Here is a 16,550-nt window from a genome sequence, read left to right as displayed (position 1 = left end):
CGAACTCCTCCAACCGTCACGGCGACCCCTGCCCTTGCTTCTGCGCCTCATCGGCTGGCCGGCCCGGCATGGCACCGCCCTGCTGGCGGCCAGCATCTTCCTTGGGGTCGCCTCCGCCCCGCTGGCTGCCGCGCTGCGGCCGCTGGTCACGCCCGCCGTCGCTCTGCTGATGACGCTGGTGCTGCTGCGCATCGACCCGGCGCAGGTGGTCGCCTGGCTGCGGCGCCCATTGCTCGTGCTTGGCCTCTCGGCCTGGGTGCTGGTCGCCTGCCCGCTGGTCGCCTTCGCGGCGACCCGGGCGGCCGGGCTCGACGGACCGCTTGGCACCGGGCTGGTGCTGGGGGCGGCCGCCTGCGCCGCCGTCTCCGCCCCGGCCTTCGCCCGGCTGGTCGGGCTGGATGCGGAGATCAGCCTGGTGGTCTCGGTGCTGACCACGTTGTTGCTGCCCTTCACCGCGCCCCCGCTGGCCCTCGGGCTGCTCGGGCTCGACCTCGCCATCACCGTCCCCGGCCTGATGCTGCGCCTGCTGTTGATCGTCGGGCTGCCGGCGCTGCTGGCCTGGGGGTTGCGCGCTGCGCTGGGACCGGCGCGGCTGGCGCGGGCCGGGACGGCGCTGGATGGCAGCGTGGTGCTGATCCTCGTCGTCTTCGCCTTCGGGGTGATGCATGGCGTGCAGGCGCGGCTGCTGGCCGATCCGCTCTGGGTACTTGGCGGCGTGGCGCTGGCCATGGCCGGTAATCTTGGGCTCAACGCCCTGACCGCGGCCGTGCTCTGGCCGCTCGGGCGCAACCTCGCGCTCTCGTCCGGGATGCTGGCGGGCAACCGCAATCAGGCGCTGTTCCTGGCAGTGCTGCCGGCTGCCGCCGATCCGGGCGTGCTGCTGTTTTTCGCGCTCGGCCAGGTGCCGATGTTTCTCTCGCCCTTCCTGCTGCGGCCGGTCTATGCCCGGGTACGGGACGGACAGGGAGGCGGCGGATGACCGGCGGGACCACCATCACCTGGTATTTCGACACCGTCTCCCCCTTCGCCTGGATCGCCCTGCCGCGGATCGAGGCGCTGGCGGCGCGGCGGCCGGTCACCCTGGCGCCCGTGGTGCTCGGCGCGGTGCTGGCGCATTGGGGCAGCATCGGCCCGGCGGAGCTGCCGCCGAAGCGGCTGCACACCTATCGGCTGAGCCAGTTCATGGCGGAGGCCGCCGGCCTGCCGCTGCGCTATCCGTCCCGCCACCCTTTCCGCTCGCTGGAGGTGCAACGGCTGCTGACCGCGCTCTGCGCCACGCCGGCGGCGGTGCGGACGGCCTTCGAATTCATCTGGCGGGAGGGACGCGATGCCAGCGAGCCGCAGGAATTCGCCGCGCTTTGCGGCCGGCTGGGCGTGGCGGATTACGCCGGGCTGGTCGCGGCGCAGGACGCCAAGGCGGCGCTGCGCGCGACCACCGAGGCGGCGACGGCGGCCGGCGTCTTCGGCGTGCCGACGCTGCGCATCGGCAAGGAGAAATCCTGGGGCGCCGACGCCCTGCCGATGGCCGAGGCCTATCTTGCCGACCCCGGCCTGTTCGACCGCGGGGAGATGGCGCGGCTCGCCACCATACCCGCCGCGGTCGAGCGGAAGCGATAGCGCCTATTCCGCCGCCTGCTTGTACCGTCGCGCATACTGGGTCAACGCGTCGTCCGGCACCGGCTGGATCGGCGCGAAATCGGTATGTGCTATCCATTCCGGCCGGGTCGGCTTGCGGATGTGGTTCGAGACCGCGTTGAGCGTCAGGTAGACGATCTTCCGCGGATAGGGCGTGATGTTCGGCGCCGAGCCATGCACCAGGTTGCCGTGGAACATCAACACCCCGCCCGGCTTGCCGGTCGGCGCGACGATCCCGCCTTCCTGCACCAGCTTGGTCACCACCGCGTCGTCCAGCGTCCAGAGCGGGTAGGAGGTGGTGCCGAGGTCGTGCGAGGCGTCGAGGTTGCCATGCGCCTGGCTGCGCGGGATCAGCATCAGCGGCCCGTTGATCGGCATCACCTCATCGAGGAAGACCGCGATGTTCATGGCGCGCGGCTCCGGCATGCCGTCGTCACGCAGCCAGGTGCCGTAGTCCTGGTGCCACTGCCAGACATCGCCGGTGAAGGCCGCCTTCGCATTGATCTTGAACTGGTGCATGTAGAGCTGCTCGCCAAAGAGCTGCTCGATCGGCTCGACCAGCCGCGGATGCGCGCCCAGCAGGCGGAAAGCCTCGTTGTAGGTATGCGCGGCGAAGGCGGTGCGCGGCGCGCCGGACTTCTCGCGCCAGATCTCCGGCCGGTTGGCGGCGTAGATCGCCTCGGCCTCCTCGCGCAGCACGGCGACTTCCTCGGCCGAGAAGGTCTCCGGCAGGAACAGCCAGCCTTCCTCTCGAAACTGGCGAACCTGGTCCTCTGACAGGCGCATGTTTTGTCTCCCTTCCTGGACGTTCCGCGCATCCTAAGCCCTGGCCGCGGTGGACCAAAGGCTTTCCCAACGGCGGCCGGGCGGGCAGGATGCGGCAAAGACCACGGAGGAAAGCATGACGCACCGGTTCGGCCGCCGACCGCTGATCGCCGCCGCCCTCGCCGCACCTCTCGCCGCGCGGGCACAATCCGATTGGCCGAGCCGCCCGGTCCGTGTCGTCATTTCCTGGCCACCCGGCGGTGGGGCCGACATTCCGATGCGGCTGGCCGCCCCGGCGATGCAGCAGGTGCTCGGCCAGCCACTGGTGCTGGAGAACCGCGCCGGTGCCAGCGGCTCGGTCGGCGCCGGGGTCGTCGCCCAAGCCGCGCCCGATGGTTACACCACGCTGGCCGATACCGCCGGTGGCTCGGTCAACCACTTGTTGATTCCGAGCCTGCCCTATGATTTCGCCAAGCAATTGACGCCGATCAGCCAGATGGTCCGCTCGCCGCTGGTCTGCGTGGTGCGGGCCGACCACCCCTCGCGCGACCTGCCGGCGCTGATCGAGCGGCTGCGGGCAGCGCCGGGGCAGATTCCCTATGCCTCCTCGGGCGTCGGCACCGCGACGCATCTAGCGCCGGCGCTGCTGCTGCGGCGCGCGGGCGTCACCGCCAACCATGTCTCTTACCGCGGCGGCGCCGCCTCGATCGCCGGCATCCTGGCGGGGGATGCCGAATTCGTCTTTTCCACCCTGCCCTCGGCGACGCCGCTGATCCATGAGGGCCGGCTGCGCGGCCTGGCCGTCAGCATCGCCCAGCGGCTGCCCAACCTGCCGGACATCCCGACGGTGCAGGAACAGGGCTATCCCGATTTCGACGTGGCCGACTGGCTCGGCTTCTACGCCCCCGCCGGGACGCCGGCGCCTGTCATCGCCCGACTGGCGGAGGCCGCGCAGGCTGGCATGCGCGACCCCAATGCGGTGAAGCGGCTTGGCGAGATCGGCATGATCCCGGTCGGCAGCAGCCCCGCGGAGTTCGCCGCCTTCTTCCACGACCAGCGGACCCGCATGGGCGCGTTGATCCTGGCCGAAGGGATCAAGGTCGAATAGCCCGCCGCGCTCCTGCCGGGCGCCGCCGGCCGCGCAGGCCGCCGAGTTCTACCGGAGATCAGGCCGGATCAGCCGCCGGTCTTGGCCGCGCGCCCAGGATATGGGCAATGGCGAAGACCAGGTCGGGGCGGTTCAGCGTATAGAAGTGGAACTCGTCCACGCCATTTGCCTGCAGCAGCCGTACCTGCTCAGCCGCCACCACAGTCGCCACCATGCGGCGAGTTTCGACGTCGTCCTCCAGCCCCTCGAAAAGCCGGCCCATCCAGTCCGGCACGCCGGCGCCGCACATGGCGGAAAACTTCTTCATCTGGGTGAAGTTCGAGACCGGCATGATGCCGGGGACGATCGGCACGGTGATGCCGGCCGCCAGGCAACGGTCGAGGAAGCGCAAGAAGACGTCGCTGTCGAAAAAGTACTGGGTGATCGCCCGGGTCGCCCCGGCATCGATCTTCCGCTTCAGGTTGTCGAGATCATGGTCGGCCGAGAGCGCGGTCGGGTGCGTTTCCGGGTAGGCAGCAACGCTGATCTCGAATGGCGCGATCCGGGCCAGGCCGGCGACCAGGTCGGCGGCATAGGCATAGCCTTCTGGATGCGCCTCGTAGCGCTCGGCCCCGGCCGGCGGGTCGCCACGCAGCGCCACGATGTGCCGCACCCCGGCGGCCCAATAGGCCCTGGCCACGTCGTCCACCTCCCGCGCGCCGCACCGACGCAGGTCAGGTGCGCCGCCGGAGTCAGGGAAGTTTCCTGCACGATCCGCGACAGCGTCGCATGGGTCCGCGCCTGGGTGGTTCCGCCGGCGCCATAGGTGACTGAGACGAAGCGGGGCGCCAGCGGCTCGAGCCGCCGGATACAGGACCAGAGCTGGGTCTCCAGCGCGTCGGTCTTGGGCGGGAAGAATTCCGAAGGACAGCGCCGGGGCCGGCAGGGCGGCGAGCTGCGGCAAGCCATCGACACGCGGCCCGGTCAGCCAGCGCTGCAGCGTGCCGCGCGTGGCATCCGGAAGGCGCCGGTCGGCCGGTTCGGTCAAGGTCTGGTCCATGGTTTCCCCTAGGCCACCGATCAACGTCTTCGCAAGCGGGGCACCCGATACAGTTTGTGGCGTTGCAGCAAATCTCCAACGGTCATAATGGCCGTGGGGTCGCGGTAGATGGCGGGAGGTTGACCCACCTTCCGCGGTTCACCGTGCCAAAATATTGCGTTACCTTAACGCAAAAGGGCCCTGCCGCCAATGCGCCTGACCATGAGATCCCGGTTCCGCTCCAGCGTGCCCCGCTGCACCGTCGCGCTGTTGGCGCTGGCGATCCTGGCCGGCTGTGCCGCCCGCCCCGATCCGAACGACCCGGACGAGGTCGCCGAGTTCAAGCAGACCAACGACCCGATCGAGCCCTTCAACCGCACCATGTTCGCGGTGCACCAGGGGATCGACCGCGTGATCCTGCGTCCAGTGGCGGTCGCCTATCGCGACGTGGTGCCGCAGCCGGTCCGCACCGGCATCCGCAATGTGCTCGGCAACTTGCGCACCCCGGTGATCCTGGCGAACGATATGTTGCAAGGCGAGCCGCGCCGCGCTGGCGACACGCTTGGCCGCTTTCTTATCAACTCCACGTTAGGTCTCGGCGGACTCTTCGATGTCGCCAGCAGCCAGTTCGGTGTCAAAGGGCATTCCGAAGACTACGGCCAGACCCTGGCGGTCTGGGGAGTCGGTGAGGGTGCCTATTTGTTCATCCCGGTCCTCGGCCCGTCCAATCCGCGCGACCTCGCAGGCTTCGGCCTTGGCATCGCGAGCGATCCGCTGACCTGGGTCGGCCAGGGCGTCACGGTCGACGTCCTGACCGGCACCCGGGCCGGCATGTCCGTGGTTGATACCAGAGAGTCGCTCATCGAGGTGATCGACATCGTCAACACCGAGTCGCTCGACCCTTACGCGACGCTGCGCAGCGCCTATCGCCAGCGCCGCAACGCCGAAATCCGCAACACCAACGACGGCTCGGCGCCCTCCGCAGCCGGTGCGACGGGGTATGGCGTCGGTACCGGCGTCCGGCCGCCGCCGCCTGGCACCCCGCTGCCGCGCTGACCGATTTGGAGAGACCCGAATGACCGCACTTCCCCGCCGCCTGCTCTTGGGCGCCGGCCTCGGCTTGCCCTTCGTTGGCCGCGCCTTGGCGCAGCAGGATATCGGCCGCGCCGCCAGCTTCATCCAGACCACCGGCCAGGACTTGGTGGCCGCCATCAACGACACCCGCTCCGATCTTGCCACCCGCCGGTTGCGGGTCGCCGCGGTGCTGCGGAAGGCAGTGGATATTGAAGGCGTCGGCCGTTTCATCCTGGGCCGCTGGTGGCGTCAGGCGACGCCCCAGGAACAGGCGGAATACGTCAAGCTGTTCGAGGAGACGCTGATCTGCAACCTCTCGGCCCGCTTCGGCGAGTACCAGGGCGTGCGCTTCTCGCTCGGCCGCAGCCAGCAGCGGACCGAGGACGACGTGCTGGTCAACACCATCATCGAGCGGCCGAACAGCGCGCCCTTCGCGCTCGACTGGCGGGTCGGCGAAGTCGGCGGTCAGCCCAAGGTGGTGGACGTGATCGCCGAGGGCACCTCGCTTCGGCTGACCCAGCGCAGCGAGTATTCCGCGGTGATCCAGCAGAACAACGGCTCGGTGGCTGCCCTCCTCGCGGCGATGAAGCGGCAGATCCAGCAGCTTGCCGCCCGGGAACAGGGCGCCCGCTGAGCCTGCCTGCGGCCGGCCAAAGCGAACCGGCCCGCCCTGCACCGCACCGCCCGATGCCGACACCGCGGCGCGGGCGGGGCGTCGCCGCAATGGCGGATCTTGGAAGTGCGGTGGTGACGGCCTGGCGATCCATCGGTGGAGGTGCCTGACACATATTGGCGGGTGCTGCTTTCCGCTTCAGCGATGCGGGCCCTCTGGTTACCCTACCCATGGGGAAACGCCGTCCCGCGACACCCTCTCTGGGTGTCCCGCCGGGTCCGAGCAAGACCGCACGGGAGGAAAGCCGCCATGCGCCGCCGGAGCCTTGCCTTCGCCTTGCTCGCCGCCTTGGTCCCGGTTGCGGCAGGCGCCTTCCCCGACCGCCCGATCACCCTGGTCACCGGCTACGCGCCGGGCGGCAGCACCGACATCGCCGCCCGCATCCTAGCCGACCGGATGCCTTCGTATATGGGGTCGGAGGCACGGATCGTGGTGGACAACCGACCGGGCGCAGCCGGCGTCATCGCCACCGAATGGCTGAAGCGCCAGCCGGCCGACGGCTACACGATCATGGTGACGGAAACCGGCGCCTCGGCCGCCGCACCGGCCGCGATGATCGGCGGCACCCGCTACGACCCCGTCACCGACTTCACCCATATCGGGATCGTCAGCACCCCACCCGGCGTGCTGGTGGTGACCGAAAGCCTGCCCGGCCGCACCCCAGCAGAGGTGCTGGAGACGCTGCGCCGCGCCGCGCCCGACCAGCTGACCTATGCGAGTTCCGGCGTCGGCGGGGTGCTGCACCTGCGGGCGGAGATGCTCGCCCAGGCCTTTGGGACCCGCTACGTCCATGTGCCCTACCGCAGCGGCGCCCAGATGGTGCAGTCGATCATGACGGGGGAGTCGCAATCCGGCATCGCCGCCCTCGCCTCCGCCACGCCGCTGATGCGCGATGGCAAGATCCGCGGCATCGCCATGGTCGGCGACCGTCGCTTCCCGCTTTATCCGGACATCCCAACGCTCGGGGAACTCGGCGTGCCGGGCTTCGACAATGGCGGCTATTTTCTGCTGATCGCCCCGGCCGGCCTGCCGCCGCGGGTGGCGGAGGCGCTGAACCGCGCGCTGGTGCGGACGCTGGCCGAGCCGATCGTCAGGGACCGCATGCTGACCGCCGGGCATGAGCCGCCGGACGGGCCGAACGACCTGGCCGCGGCGCGCTGCCTTCATGGTGCGGGAATATGCGACCTACCAGAAGATCGTCGAGCAAACCGGGGTCCGGCTGCAGCCCTGACCGAGGTCAGGCCCTGCTGCGGCTTTCGTAGACGATCATCCGCCGCTCGCGGTAGGTGAAGGCATCGCATTCGACCATGCCGATATCCTGCAGGACAGCGCGGGACGCTAGGTTCTCCACCCAGGCCACCGCGATGATGCGGTCCAGCCCGGCGCGATGGCCGAAATCAAGGCCCGCCTTCGCCGCTTCCCGCGCATAGCCCTTCCCGCGGCATTCCGGCCAGAGCGCAAAGCGCAGCGCCACGCCGCGGCCATCCGGCCGCTCCATCAGCCCGGCAATGCCGAGGAACTCGCCCGTTCCGGTCAACCAGACGCACCAAGTGCCGTAGCCGCGCACCTGCCAGAACTCGATATCGTCCTCGAGCTTGTCCCGCACGCGGTCCTCCGAGCGGACGCCATGCAGCATCAGCTCGAAGACCCTCGCATCCGTCTTCAGCCGGATCAGGTCGGGCAGGTTCTCCTTGCCCGGCGGCACCAGGGTGAGCCGCTCGGTGCGGACCAGCCGCCCGGGCATCGGGATGGGCAGCGCGTGCCGCATGCCGCGAACGCGTCGCCCTAGCGGGTCAGCGGTCGGTACTTGATGCGGTGCGGCTGGTCGGCCGCGGCGCCCAGGCGGCGGCGCTTGTCGGCTTCGTAGGCCTGGAAGTTGCCCTCGAACCACTCGACATGGCTGTCGCCCTCGAAGGCCAGGATATGTGTCGCCAGGCGATCGAGGAACCAGCGGTCGTGCGAGATGATGACGGCGCAGCCGGCGAAGTCCTGCAGCGCCTCTTCCAGCGCGCGCAGCGTGTCGACATCGAGGTCGTTGGTCGGCTCGTCGAGCAGCAGCACGTTGTGCGGACGCTTCAGCATCTTCGCCAAGTGGACGCGATTGCGCTCGCCGCCCGAGAGCACGCCGACTGGCTTCTGCTGGTCGCCGCCCTTGAAGTTGAAGGCGGCGCAATAGGCCCGGCTGGGCAACGCTGCGCTTGCCCATGGTGATCTGGTCCATGCCGTCCGAGATTTCCTGCCAGACGGTCTTCTTGTCGTCGAGGCTGTCGCGGCTCTGGTCGACATAGCCGAGCTGGACGCTCTCGCCGACGACGAGCGTGCCCGAATCCGGCTTGTCGACCCCGGTGATCATCTTGAACAGCGTGGTCTTGCCGGCGCCGTTCGGGCCGATCACGCCGACGATGCCGCCGGGCGGCAGCTTGAAGGACAGGTCGTCGATCAGCAGCCGGTTGCCGAAGCCCTTGCGGAGCTGGTCGGCGACGATGACCGTGTTGCCGAGGCGCGGCGCGGGCGGGATCTGGATTTCGGTCGGGTCGGGCGCCTTCTCGAGGCTCTTGGCCAGCAGGTCCTCGTATTTCGAGATACGCGCCTTCGACTTGGCTTGCCGGGCGGCCGGGCTGCGGCCGATCCATTCCTGCTCCTCGGCGAGCTGCCGCTGGCGGGAGCTTTCCTCCTTCTCTTCCTGCGCCAGACGCTTGCGCTTCTGCTCGAGGTAGGCGGAGTAGTTGCCCTGATAGGGGATGCCTCGGCCGCGATCGACCTCAAGGATCCAGTTGGTGACGTTGTCGAGGAAGTAGCGGTCGTGGGTGACGATCAGCACCGCGCCGACATAGTCACGCAGCGTGGTCTCAAGCCAGGAGACGCTCTCGGCGTCGAGGTGGTTGGTCGGCTCGTCGAGCAGCAGCATCTCCGGCTTCTCGAGCAGCAGCTTGCAGAGCGCAACGCGGCGCCGCTCACCGCCGGAGAGATTGGTCACCGGGCTGTCGGCCGGCGGGCAGCGCAGCGCGTCGAGCGCGATCTCGACCGTGCGGTCGATCTCCCAGCCATTGCCGGCATCGATCTTCTCCTGCAGGTCGGCCTGCTCCGACAACAGGGCGTTCATCTCGTCGTCGGTCATCTCCTCGCCGAACTTCATCGAAATCTCGTTGAAGCGGTCGAGGTACCCCTTCATGTCCTTGAAGGCGAGCATGACGTTCTCGCCGACGGTCAGGTCGGGCTCGAGATGCGGCTCCTGCGACAGGTAGCCGACGCGGACGCCCTCCGCCGCCCAGGCCTCGCCACCGAATTCCTTGTCCTGCCCGGCCATGATGCGCATCAGGGTCGACTTGCCGGCGCCGTTCGGGCCGAGCACGCCGATCTTCACATCCGGCAGGAAGGACAGGGTAATGCCTTTGAAGACCTCACGCCCGCCCGGGTAGGACTTGGTGAGGTCTTTCATCACATAGGCGTACTGGTAGGAGGCCATGGGGCGGTAACCTGTCGGGCGGGGGTTCGGCGCCCCTCATAGCCGCTGCGGCCCCCCGCGCCAAGGCGGCAGAGGCCGGCGGCCCCCTGCCCTGTCAGCCCAGGGTGATCCCGGCCTCCCGGATCACCTGCTCGCAGATCACCCGCTGGGCGGCGAGCCAGGTGGCGAACTCGGCCGGGCTGTTGCCGACCATGATGGCGCCGGCCGCATCCATCCGTTGCCGCACCGAGGCATCCGCCGTAGCCTTCCCGATGGCAGCGGCCAGCCGGTCGATGATCGGCTGCGGCGTGCCGGCTGCGGCGAAGACGCCGTTCCAGTCATTCATGTCGTAGCCGGGGAAGCCGCTTTCCGCGAGGGTCGGGACATCCGGCAGGGTCGGCACCCGCTGCGGGCTGGTCACCGCCAGCACCCGTGCCTGGCCGGCCTGCATGGGCGGTCGGATCGAGGAGGTGGTGATCAGTACCGCGTCCACCACGCCGGCGGCGATGTCCCGCGCCGCGTCGGCGCCGCCGCGATAGGGGGTGTGGATAAGCTTGATGCCGGCCTGCTTCTGGAAGACCTCCCCGGCCAGATGCGCCATGCCGGCCGCCGGCGGGGTGCCGTAGCTGATACTGTTCGGCCGTTCCCTGGCAATGGCGATGAATCCTGGATCGTCCGCGCCGGGAAGTCTCGCTTCACCGCGATGACCTGCGGGAACTGGCAGAACTGCGACACAGGGATGAAGGCGGTGCGGTAGTCGAAGCCGAGGTCCTTCATCAGCGGCGGGTTGGTCAACTGGTTCGCTGCATCGACCAGGAAGGTGTAGCCGTCCCGCGGCGATTGCAGCGTCGCATTGGCGGCGATGACGGCATTCCCGCCGGTGCGGTTCTCGATCACCACGGACTGGCCGAGGATGTCGCCCAGCTTCTGGCCGACGGTGCGGGCCGCGGTATCGGCGGCCCCGCCGGCGGCGAAGGCGACGATCAGCCGAACCGGGCGATTCGGCCAATCCTCCGTTCCCTGGGCGCGGGCAAGGGCGGCAGGCGCCGAAAGCGCCAGGCCAAGCACGGCGCGACGGGTGGTGGCTGCCATTGTCATTTCCCCTTCAACGCCAGAATGGCGCGGACCACCGCGTCGCCCATGGAGTCGGTTCCGAGGCGGTTCGCTCCGGCCTCCATGATGTCGCCGGTGCGATAGCCCTCGGCCAGGACCTGGCGGACGGCGCGTTCGACCAGCACCGCCTCCGCCTCAAGCTTCAGGGAATGCCGCAGCAGCATGGCCGCCGAGAGGATGGAGGCAAGTGGGTTGGCCATGTCCTTGCCGGCGATATCGGGCGCTGAGCCATGCACCGGCTCGAAGAGCCCTCGCCCTTCCCCATTCAGCGAGGCCGAAGGCAGCATGCCGATCGAGCCGGTCAGCATCGCCGCGGCATCGGACAGGATGTCGCCGAAGATGTTGCCGGTGACGATGACGTCGAAGTCGCGCGGCCGGCGGATCAGATGCATCGCTGCAGCATCGACATATTCGTGGCGCAGCGCGACATCCGGGTAGTCCCGCGCCACCTCGTTCGCCACTTCCCGCCACAGGACGCTGGTCTCCAGCACATTGGCCTTGTCGACCGAGCAGAGCTGCTTCCGACGCTTTCGTGCCGCCTCGAAGCCAGCTCGCAGCACGCGGGCTATCTCGGCTTCCGAGTAGCGCATGGTATTGAAGGCGCTGCGCTGGCCCTCGGCATCGATGGTGCGGCCGCGCGGCGTGCCGAAATAGATGTCGGAGGTCAGCTCGCGCAGCACGACGAGGTCGACACCCTCGATCGCCTCGCGCTTCAGGGTGGAAGCGCCGACGAGCTCGGGGAAGGCGAAGACCGGGCGGAAGTTGGCGAAGAGATCGAGCTGCTTGCGAAGCCGCAGCAAGCCATGGCCGCCACGTGCTTCGGGGGACGCAGATCGCTTTCATAGGTGCCGGCGGCGCCGAACAGGATGGCGTCCGCCTTGGCCGCCAGCTCGGCGGTGGCGGGCGGCAGCGGGTCGCCGTGCCGGTCATAGGCGGCATCGCCGATCGGCGCTTCCGCCATCTCGAATTGCGGGCCGTTATTGGCGGCGATGGCGCGCAATGCCTTGACCGCCTGGGCGGTGACTTCCGGGCCGATCCCGTCGCCCGCGAGGACAGCGATCCTCACAGCGCATTCTCCCGCCCGTAGCGGCGTTCGAAGGCGGCGATCTCGTCCTCATAGGTCGCGGTCAGGCCGAAATCGTCGAGCCCCTGCAGCAGGCAATGCTTGGCGAAGGGGTCGATCTCGAAGGGGTGTACGCCGCCATCGGGCGAGGTCACCGTCTGCAGCGGCAGGTCGACCGCGATCCGGGCGCCGGGCGTGGCCTCGAGCTGGGCGATCAGGCTCTCGACCACCTCGGCCGGCAGCACCACCGGCAGCAGGCCGTTCTTGGTGCCGTTGCTGCGGAAGATATCACCGAAACTGGGCGCGATGGCGCAGCGGAAGCCGGCATCGAACAATGCCCAGACGGCGCTCTCACGCGAGCTGCCGCAGGCGAAATTGCGCCCGGCAACGACGATCCGTGCCGGCTGCCATTCCGGCCGGTTGAGCGGGAAGTCCGGGTCCTGCGTCCCGTCCGGCGAAAGCCGCGCATCATGGAACAGGAACTGGCCATGATTCACCTCCCGCGGGCGGGAGAGGAAGCGGGCGGGGATGATGCGGTCGGTGTCGATGTTCGGCTGCGGCAGCGGCACGGCCACGGCATCCAGCTGGCGAAAGGCTTCCATGGCTCAGGCCTCCATCAGGGCGCGGACATCGGCGAAGCGGCCGGTGACGGCCGCCGCCGCGGCCATGGCCGGGCTCAACAGGTGTGTCCGCGCGCCGGCGCCCTGGCGGCCCATGAAATTGCGGTTGGAGGTGGAGGCGACGCGCTCCCCGGCTGGGCGATGTCGCCATTGGTGCCGAGGCACATGGAACAGCCGGGCTGCCGCCAGTCGAAACCGGCGGCGGTGAAGACCTCGTGCAACCCCTCGGCTTCCGCCTGGCGCTTCACCGGCTCGCTGCCCGGGACGACCCAGGCGGTGACGCCCTCGGCCACCTTGCGGCCCTTCGCCACCGCGGCGGCCGCACGCAGGTCCTCGATGCGGGAACTGGTGCAGCTGCCGATGAAGACGCGGTCGATGGCGATATCGGTCAGCGCCGTGCCGGGGGCGAGACCCATATAGTCGAGCATCCGTTCCATCTGGCCGCGGCGCTCGGCATCCGGGGCGGCGGCGGGGTCGGGGATGCTGCCGCCGATCGGCAGCGCATCTTCCGGGCTGTTGCCCCAGGTGACCATGGGCTGGATGGCATTGCCGTCCACCACCACCTCGGTGTCGAAGACGGCGCCCTCGTCGCTCGGCAGCGCGCGCCAGCGGGCGACGGCCTGGTCCCATTCCGCCCCTTCGGCGCATAGGGGCGGCCGCGCAGGTATTCGACGGTGATCTCGTCCGGCGCCACCATGCCGGCGCGGCCGCCGGCCTCGATCGACATGTTGCAGAGCGTGAGGCGGCCCTCCATCGACAGGCCGCGGATGGCGCTGCCGGCATATTCGATCACATGGCCGGTCGCCCCCGCCGCGCCGATCTGCGCGATGATCGCCAGTATCACGTCCTTGCCGGTCACCTGCGGCCCGAGCGTCCCCTCCACGGTGATGCGCATCGTCTTCGGCTTGCGCTGCCACAGCGTCTGGGTTGCCAGCACATGCGCGACCTCGGTGCTGCCGATGCCGAAGGCCAGGGCGCCGAGCGCGCCGTGGGTCGAGGTATGGCTGTCGCCGCAGACCAGCAGCAGTCCGGGCTGGGAAAGGCCGGTCTCCGGCCCCACGACATGCACGATGCCCTGGTTGGGGTCGCCCAGGCCGAATCTCGCGGATGCCGTGCTCCGCGGTGTTGCGCGCCAGCTTCTCCACCATCTCGCGGTGGCGGGGATCCTCGATCTCGGCCAGAGTCCGCGACGAGGTCGAGACGTAATGGTCCGGCGTGGCGAAGATGCGGTCCGGCGCGCGCGGCTTCAGTCCGCGCTTGCGCAGCACGTCGAAGGCGGTGGCGCCACCGTCATGCAGCAAGTGCCGCCCGACATAGAGCAGCGTCTGGCCATCCTCGCGCTCCATCACCCGATGACGCGACCAGATCTTCTCGAAAAGCGTGCGCGGTGCGTCCGCCATGGTGTGTTCCTCGACTCAGTCCAGCCTGACGCCGGACAGTTCAACAAGGCCTTTCCAGACCGCATCCTCGCGGCGGATGAGCTCGGTGAGTGCGGCCGGACTGTCATCAGTGATGGCAGTGAAGCCGAGCGGCAGCAGCTTCTCGGCATAGGCAGGGGACCGAGCGGCGCCGATGGTGGCCTGATGGAACCGTGTCACCAGCTCGGCGGGCGTACCGGCGGGGGCGGAGAGGCAGTACCAGAAGGCCATGTCCATGTCGGTCCCGGGGATCAGCTCGGCCATGCCGGGAACGTCCTCGATCCCCGGGACATAGGTGACGCGCTTCGCGCTGCCAACCGCCAGCGCCCGCAGCCGGCCTTCCCGCACATGCGGGACGATAGCGGGCAGGCCATCGAAGAGCAGGTCGAGGTTGCCGGCCAGCAGGTCGTTGATGCCCGGCGCCAGGCCGCGATATGGCACCTGGCCGATCTCGATGCCGGCCGCCTTACAGAGCTTGGCGATGGTCAGGTTACTGATGGTGCCCCAGCCCGAGTTCCCGGCCGAAAGCCGGCCCGGCGCCGCCTTCGCCGCGGCGACGAACTGGCCGAAGTCCCGCCAGGGTCGGTCGGCGCGTGTCACCAGCAGCGTGGTGCCGATCGAGACGCGCGAGATATGCGCGAAGTCGCGGAGCGCATCGAAGGGCATGCTGCTGCGATAGAGATAGCGGTTGGCGCAGAAGATCGTCGCGCCGCCGAGGAAAACTGTGCCGCCATCGGGCGCGCTGCGCGCCACAGCCTCGGCGGCGATGTTGCCGCCGGCGCCAGGCCGGTTCTCGATCACCACCGGCTGATTCAGCAGCGGCGCCATCTGCTCCGCCAACAGCCGGGCGGTGATGTCGGCCGCGCCACCCGGCGGGAAGGGCACGACGATCTTCACGGGCCGCGCCTGCGCCCGGGCGATCGCTGGCGCCGCCAGGGCGCCGAGCAGCAGTCCGCGGCGCCTCATGCAGTCGGTTCCACGTCGAGCCGCACGGCGATGCCTTCCAGCCCCGGCACCGCGGGATAGCGCTGCATCACCAGCGGGTCGTGTCCGGGGACGATGTGCTTCGGGCTTGGCGCCAGCCGCTTGAGCTTGTCGAAGCCTTCCAGCATGTTGCCGACATGGAAGGCGGTGGTGAAGGGCCGCTTCGCCTCCAGGTTCTCGTAGAAATGGGTGACGTCGGAGGCGAGCACGACCAGCCCGCGCGCGGTCTCCACCGTCACGCATTGCAGCCCCATGGAATGCCCGCCGCAGGCATGCACCTTGATGCCCGGCGCCAATCCCGCATCGCCGTCATGGAAGACCACGCGGTCGGCGAAGGTCATGCGGACGATGCCGGCGACATCCTCGAACTCGAAGGAATGGCGCAGCTTGTGGTGGCACATGTAGCGGCCGGTGGCGTAGCGCATCTCCTCCTCCTGCAGATGGAAGCGGGCGCGCTTGAACTTGTGGAAGCTGCCGACATGGTCGTAATGCATGTGGCTGATGATGACGTTCTCGATCGCGTCGGGGTCGATGCCCAACAGCCGCAGCCCCTCGACTGGGCAGCGCAGGTATTCCCGCTTGCGCCGCGCCGCGACCTCGGCGGTGAAGCCGGTGTCGATGATCCAGGCTTTCCCTCCGCCGACCGCGGCCCAGACGAAGTAGTCCATCGGCATCAGCGCGTCATGCGGGTCGCCGCCGATGAAATGCTCCTGCCGCTTGGCATCGCGGCGAGCGTAGCGCAGGGCGAACAGCTCATAGGTCATGCGGGGAGGCTTTCGCTGGGCAGGCCGAGGGCCAGGCCGGCCATGGAAGCGTCGCGGAGGACGGAGAGGAAATCGCCGGGATGGTTGGCATCGCCGACCAGGGTGAAGGGCACCTCGGCACCCTCGACCGCCGGCAGCACGTCGCGGTTGGCGACGGCGCCGATGGCAGCGATGACCAGGTCCACATCGATCGCGTGCGGCGCGTTCTGCACACTGAACTCCAGCCGCGTACCGGCCAAGCGCCGCACCCGGGCGCCGGTGTGGAAGGCAACGCCCGCCGCGTCCAGGCGGATCAGCAGGTCGGTGCGGTTGTTGCGCGCCATGTTCGGCGCCAGCGCCGGCAGCGCCTCCAGCACCGTCATGCGGCAGCCGCGCAGGGCGAGGATATCGGCCACCTCGAGCCCGACGATGCCGCCGCCGATGATGGCGACGCGGGCGCCTTCCGGCACCTGCGACGGATCGGCGATGACGTCCCAGGCCTGCAGCGGCGAGGCGCCTTCCAGCAACAGGGGCCGCGGCCGCGCGCCGGTCGCCACCACGACGTGGTCGGGGCGATGTGCGCGTATCATCGTCGCGGTCGCGTCCATGCCGCAGCGAAGCGCGACGCCCAGCGTCGTCATCCGCTTCCAGCGGTAATCCCAGACCGGACGGACCTCCTCCTTGTCGGGGGCGGCCACCGCCAGATGGATCTGCCCACCGGGTCGTGCCGCCTTCTCCCAGATCTCGACCTGGTGGCCGCAGGAGGCGGCCATGCGCGCCGCCTCCATCCCGGCGATGCCGGCACCCAGCACCAGGACACGCAGCGGCCTTGCCGCCTTGCGCCGCGGCTCGGACAGGGCCGGCTCTTCGAATTCCGTGCCCAGCATCGGG

15 protein-coding genes and 4 pseudogenes are annotated in these 16,550 nt (G+C 69.3%); 6 read left to right on the top strand and 13 right to left on the bottom strand.

What is annotated here, in order from left to right; genetic code table 11:
- Positions 1 to 34: 34 nt before the first annotated feature.
- Entirely contained in the window at positions 35 to 979 is a 945-nt protein-coding gene (locus ACQ86J_RS33810) for a hypothetical protein (RefSeq protein WP_431268949.1), read from the top strand.
- Positions 976 to 1,617, top strand: a complete 642-nt coding sequence (locus tag ACQ86J_RS33805) for a 2-hydroxychromene-2-carboxylate isomerase (RefSeq protein ID WP_431268948.1) — start codon at positions 976 to 978, stop codon at positions 1,615 to 1,617. Before ACQ86J_RS33810 ends, ACQ86J_RS33805 begins: the two co-directional genes overlap by 4 nt.
- A gap of 3 nt (positions 1,618 to 1,620) precedes the next feature.
- On the opposite strand, the gene ACQ86J_RS33800 is transcribed toward ACQ86J_RS33805, so the two are convergent.
- Positions 1,621 to 2,421 (bottom strand): phytanoyl-CoA dioxygenase family protein, encoded by an 801-nt coding sequence (locus tag ACQ86J_RS33800; protein WP_431268947.1) that lies wholly within the window; start codon positions 2,419 to 2,421, stop codon positions 1,621 to 1,623.
- Between the two features lie 115 nt (positions 2,422 to 2,536).
- Here ACQ86J_RS33800 and ACQ86J_RS33795 point away from each other — a divergent pair, with 115 nt between their 5' ends.
- Positions 2,537 to 3,508, top strand: coding sequence for a Bug family tripartite tricarboxylate transporter substrate binding protein (locus tag ACQ86J_RS33795; RefSeq protein ID WP_431268946.1), 972 nt, complete (start codon positions 2,537 to 2,539; stop codon positions 3,506 to 3,508).
- A gap of 58 nt (positions 3,509 to 3,566) precedes the next feature.
- On the opposite strand, the pseudogene metF reads toward ACQ86J_RS33795, so the two are convergent.
- Positions 3,567 to 4,547 (bottom strand): annotated as a pseudogene (gene metF, locus ACQ86J_RS33790) (methylenetetrahydrofolate reductase [NAD(P)H]).
- A gap of 189 nt (positions 4,548 to 4,736) precedes the next feature.
- Here metF and ACQ86J_RS33785 point away from each other — a divergent pair.
- The 3 genes from ACQ86J_RS33785 (at position 4,737) to ACQ86J_RS33775 (ending at position 7,563) form a co-directional block, all read left to right on the top strand.
- Positions 4,737 to 5,582, top strand: coding sequence for an MlaA family lipoprotein (locus ACQ86J_RS33785; protein ID WP_431268945.1), 846 nt, complete (start codon positions 4,737 to 4,739; stop codon positions 5,580 to 5,582).
- 19 nt (positions 5,583 to 5,601) lie between these two features.
- Positions 5,602 to 6,234, top strand: a complete 633-nt coding sequence (locus tag ACQ86J_RS33780) for an MlaC/ttg2D family ABC transporter substrate-binding protein (RefSeq protein WP_431268944.1) — start codon at positions 5,602 to 5,604, stop codon at positions 6,232 to 6,234.
- 288 nt (positions 6,235 to 6,522) lie between these two features.
- Positions 6,523 to 7,563, top strand: a complete 1,041-nt coding sequence (locus ACQ86J_RS33775; RefSeq protein WP_431268943.1) for a Bug family tripartite tricarboxylate transporter substrate binding protein — start codon at positions 6,523 to 6,525, stop codon at positions 7,561 to 7,563.
- Here ACQ86J_RS33775 and ACQ86J_RS33770 read toward each other — a convergent pair.
- The 11 genes and pseudogenes from ACQ86J_RS33770 to ACQ86J_RS33720 all read right to left on the bottom strand — a co-directional run bounded on the left by ACQ86J_RS33770 (position 7,511) and on the right by ACQ86J_RS33720 (position 16,546).
- On the bottom strand, positions 7,511 to 8,017 hold the full coding sequence (locus ACQ86J_RS33770; RefSeq protein ID WP_431272629.1) for a GNAT family N-acetyltransferase: 507 nt from the start codon (positions 8,015 to 8,017) through the stop codon (positions 7,511 to 7,513). The genes ACQ86J_RS33775 and ACQ86J_RS33770 overlap by 53 nt on opposite strands.
- 41 nt (positions 8,018 to 8,058) lie before the next feature.
- Positions 8,059 to 9,739 (bottom strand): annotated as a pseudogene (gene ettA / locus ACQ86J_RS33765) (energy-dependent translational throttle protein EttA).
- Between the two features lie 94 nt (positions 9,740 to 9,833).
- Positions 9,834 to 10,349 carry a Bug family tripartite tricarboxylate transporter substrate binding protein gene (locus tag ACQ86J_RS33760; protein ID WP_431272628.1) on the bottom strand — a complete coding sequence of 172 codons (516 nt, stop codon included), beginning with the start codon at positions 10,347 to 10,349 and terminating at the stop codon, positions 9,834 to 9,836.
- A 96-nt stretch (positions 10,350 to 10,445) separates the two neighbouring features.
- A pseudogene (locus ACQ86J_RS33755) lies at positions 10,446 to 10,810 on the bottom strand (tripartite tricarboxylate transporter substrate-binding protein); the annotation flags it as partial.
- A 2-nt stretch (positions 10,811 to 10,812) separates the two neighbouring features.
- On the bottom strand, positions 10,813 to 11,631 hold the full coding sequence (leuB, locus tag ACQ86J_RS33750) for a 3-isopropylmalate dehydrogenase (RefSeq protein WP_431268942.1): 819 nt from the start codon (positions 11,629 to 11,631) through the stop codon (positions 10,813 to 10,815).
- Positions 11,544 to 11,897 carry an isocitrate/isopropylmalate family dehydrogenase gene (locus ACQ86J_RS33745; RefSeq protein ID WP_431268941.1) on the bottom strand — a complete coding sequence of 118 codons (354 nt, stop codon included), beginning with the start codon at positions 11,895 to 11,897 and terminating at the stop codon, positions 11,544 to 11,546. Before ACQ86J_RS33745 ends, leuB begins: the two co-directional genes overlap by 88 nt.
- The gene (gene leuD / locus ACQ86J_RS33740) at positions 11,894 to 12,496 is read right to left on the bottom strand and encodes a 3-isopropylmalate dehydratase small subunit (RefSeq protein ID WP_431268940.1); all 603 of its coding nucleotides are present in this window, start codon (positions 12,494 to 12,496) and stop codon (positions 11,894 to 11,896) included. Before leuD ends, ACQ86J_RS33745 begins: the two co-directional genes overlap by 4 nt.
- 3 nt (positions 12,497 to 12,499) lie before the next feature.
- Positions 12,500 to 13,914 (bottom strand): annotated as a pseudogene (gene leuC / locus ACQ86J_RS33735) (3-isopropylmalate dehydratase large subunit).
- A gap of 15 nt (positions 13,915 to 13,929) precedes the next feature.
- Complete coding sequence (locus ACQ86J_RS33730) at positions 13,930 to 14,898, bottom strand: tripartite tricarboxylate transporter substrate binding protein (protein ID WP_431268939.1); 969 nt, start codon at positions 14,896 to 14,898, stop codon at positions 13,930 to 13,932.
- Positions 14,895 to 15,680, bottom strand: coding sequence for an N-acyl homoserine lactonase family protein (locus tag ACQ86J_RS33725; protein WP_431268938.1), 786 nt, complete (start codon positions 15,678 to 15,680; stop codon positions 14,895 to 14,897). The genes ACQ86J_RS33730 and ACQ86J_RS33725 overlap by 4 nt, the downstream gene beginning before the upstream one ends.
- Positions 15,677 to 16,546, bottom strand: coding sequence for an NAD(P)/FAD-dependent oxidoreductase (locus ACQ86J_RS33720; RefSeq protein WP_431268937.1), 870 nt, complete (start codon positions 16,544 to 16,546; stop codon positions 15,677 to 15,679). The genes ACQ86J_RS33725 and ACQ86J_RS33720 overlap by 4 nt, the downstream gene beginning before the upstream one ends.
- Positions 16,547 to 16,550 lie beyond the last annotated feature (4 nt).

This window comes from Dankookia sp. P2 (genome assembly GCF_050632255.1).
Lineage (GTDB): Bacteria > Pseudomonadota > Alphaproteobacteria > Acetobacterales > Acetobacteraceae > Paracraurococcus.
Note: the sequence above shows the minus strand (reverse complement) of the source record. Positions and strands in the feature narration are given on the sequence as shown.

Coding starts and splice junctions, on each gene's coding strand:
- ACQ86J_RS33805 (WP_431268948.1), top strand. CDS start 976: ATGACCGGCGGGACCACCATCACCTGGTATTTCGACACCGTCTCCCCC.
- ACQ86J_RS33800 (WP_431268947.1), bottom strand. CDS start 2,421: ATGCGCCTGTCAGAGGACCAGGTTCGCCAGTTTCGAGAGGAAGGCTGG.
- ACQ86J_RS33795 (WP_431268946.1), top strand. CDS start 2,537: ATGACGCACCGGTTCGGCCGCCGACCGCTGATCGCCGCCGCCCTCGCC.
- ACQ86J_RS33785 (WP_431268945.1), top strand. CDS start 4,737: ATGCGCCTGACCATGAGATCCCGGTTCCGCTCCAGCGTGCCCCGCTGC.
- ACQ86J_RS33780 (WP_431268944.1), top strand. CDS start 5,602: ATGACCGCACTTCCCCGCCGCCTGCTCTTGGGCGCCGGCCTCGGCTTG.
- ACQ86J_RS33775 (WP_431268943.1), top strand. CDS start 6,523: ATGCGCCGCCGGAGCCTTGCCTTCGCCTTGCTCGCCGCCTTGGTCCCG.
- ACQ86J_RS33770 (WP_431272629.1), bottom strand. CDS start 8,017: ATGCCCGGGCGGCTGGTCCGCACCGAGCGGCTCACCCTGGTGCCGCCG.
- leuD (WP_431268940.1), bottom strand. CDS start 12,496: ATGGAAGCCTTTCGCCAGCTGGATGCCGTGGCCGTGCCGCTGCCGCAG.
- ACQ86J_RS33730 (WP_431268939.1), bottom strand. CDS start 14,898: ATGAGGCGCCGCGGACTGCTGCTCGGCGCCCTGGCGGCGCCAGCGATC.
- ACQ86J_RS33725 (WP_431268938.1), bottom strand. CDS start 15,680: ATGACCTATGAGCTGTTCGCCCTGCGCTACGCTCGCCGCGATGCCAAG.
- ACQ86J_RS33720 (WP_431268937.1), bottom strand. CDS start 16,546: ATGCTGGGCACGGAATTCGAAGAGCCGGCCCTGTCCGAGCCGCGGCGC.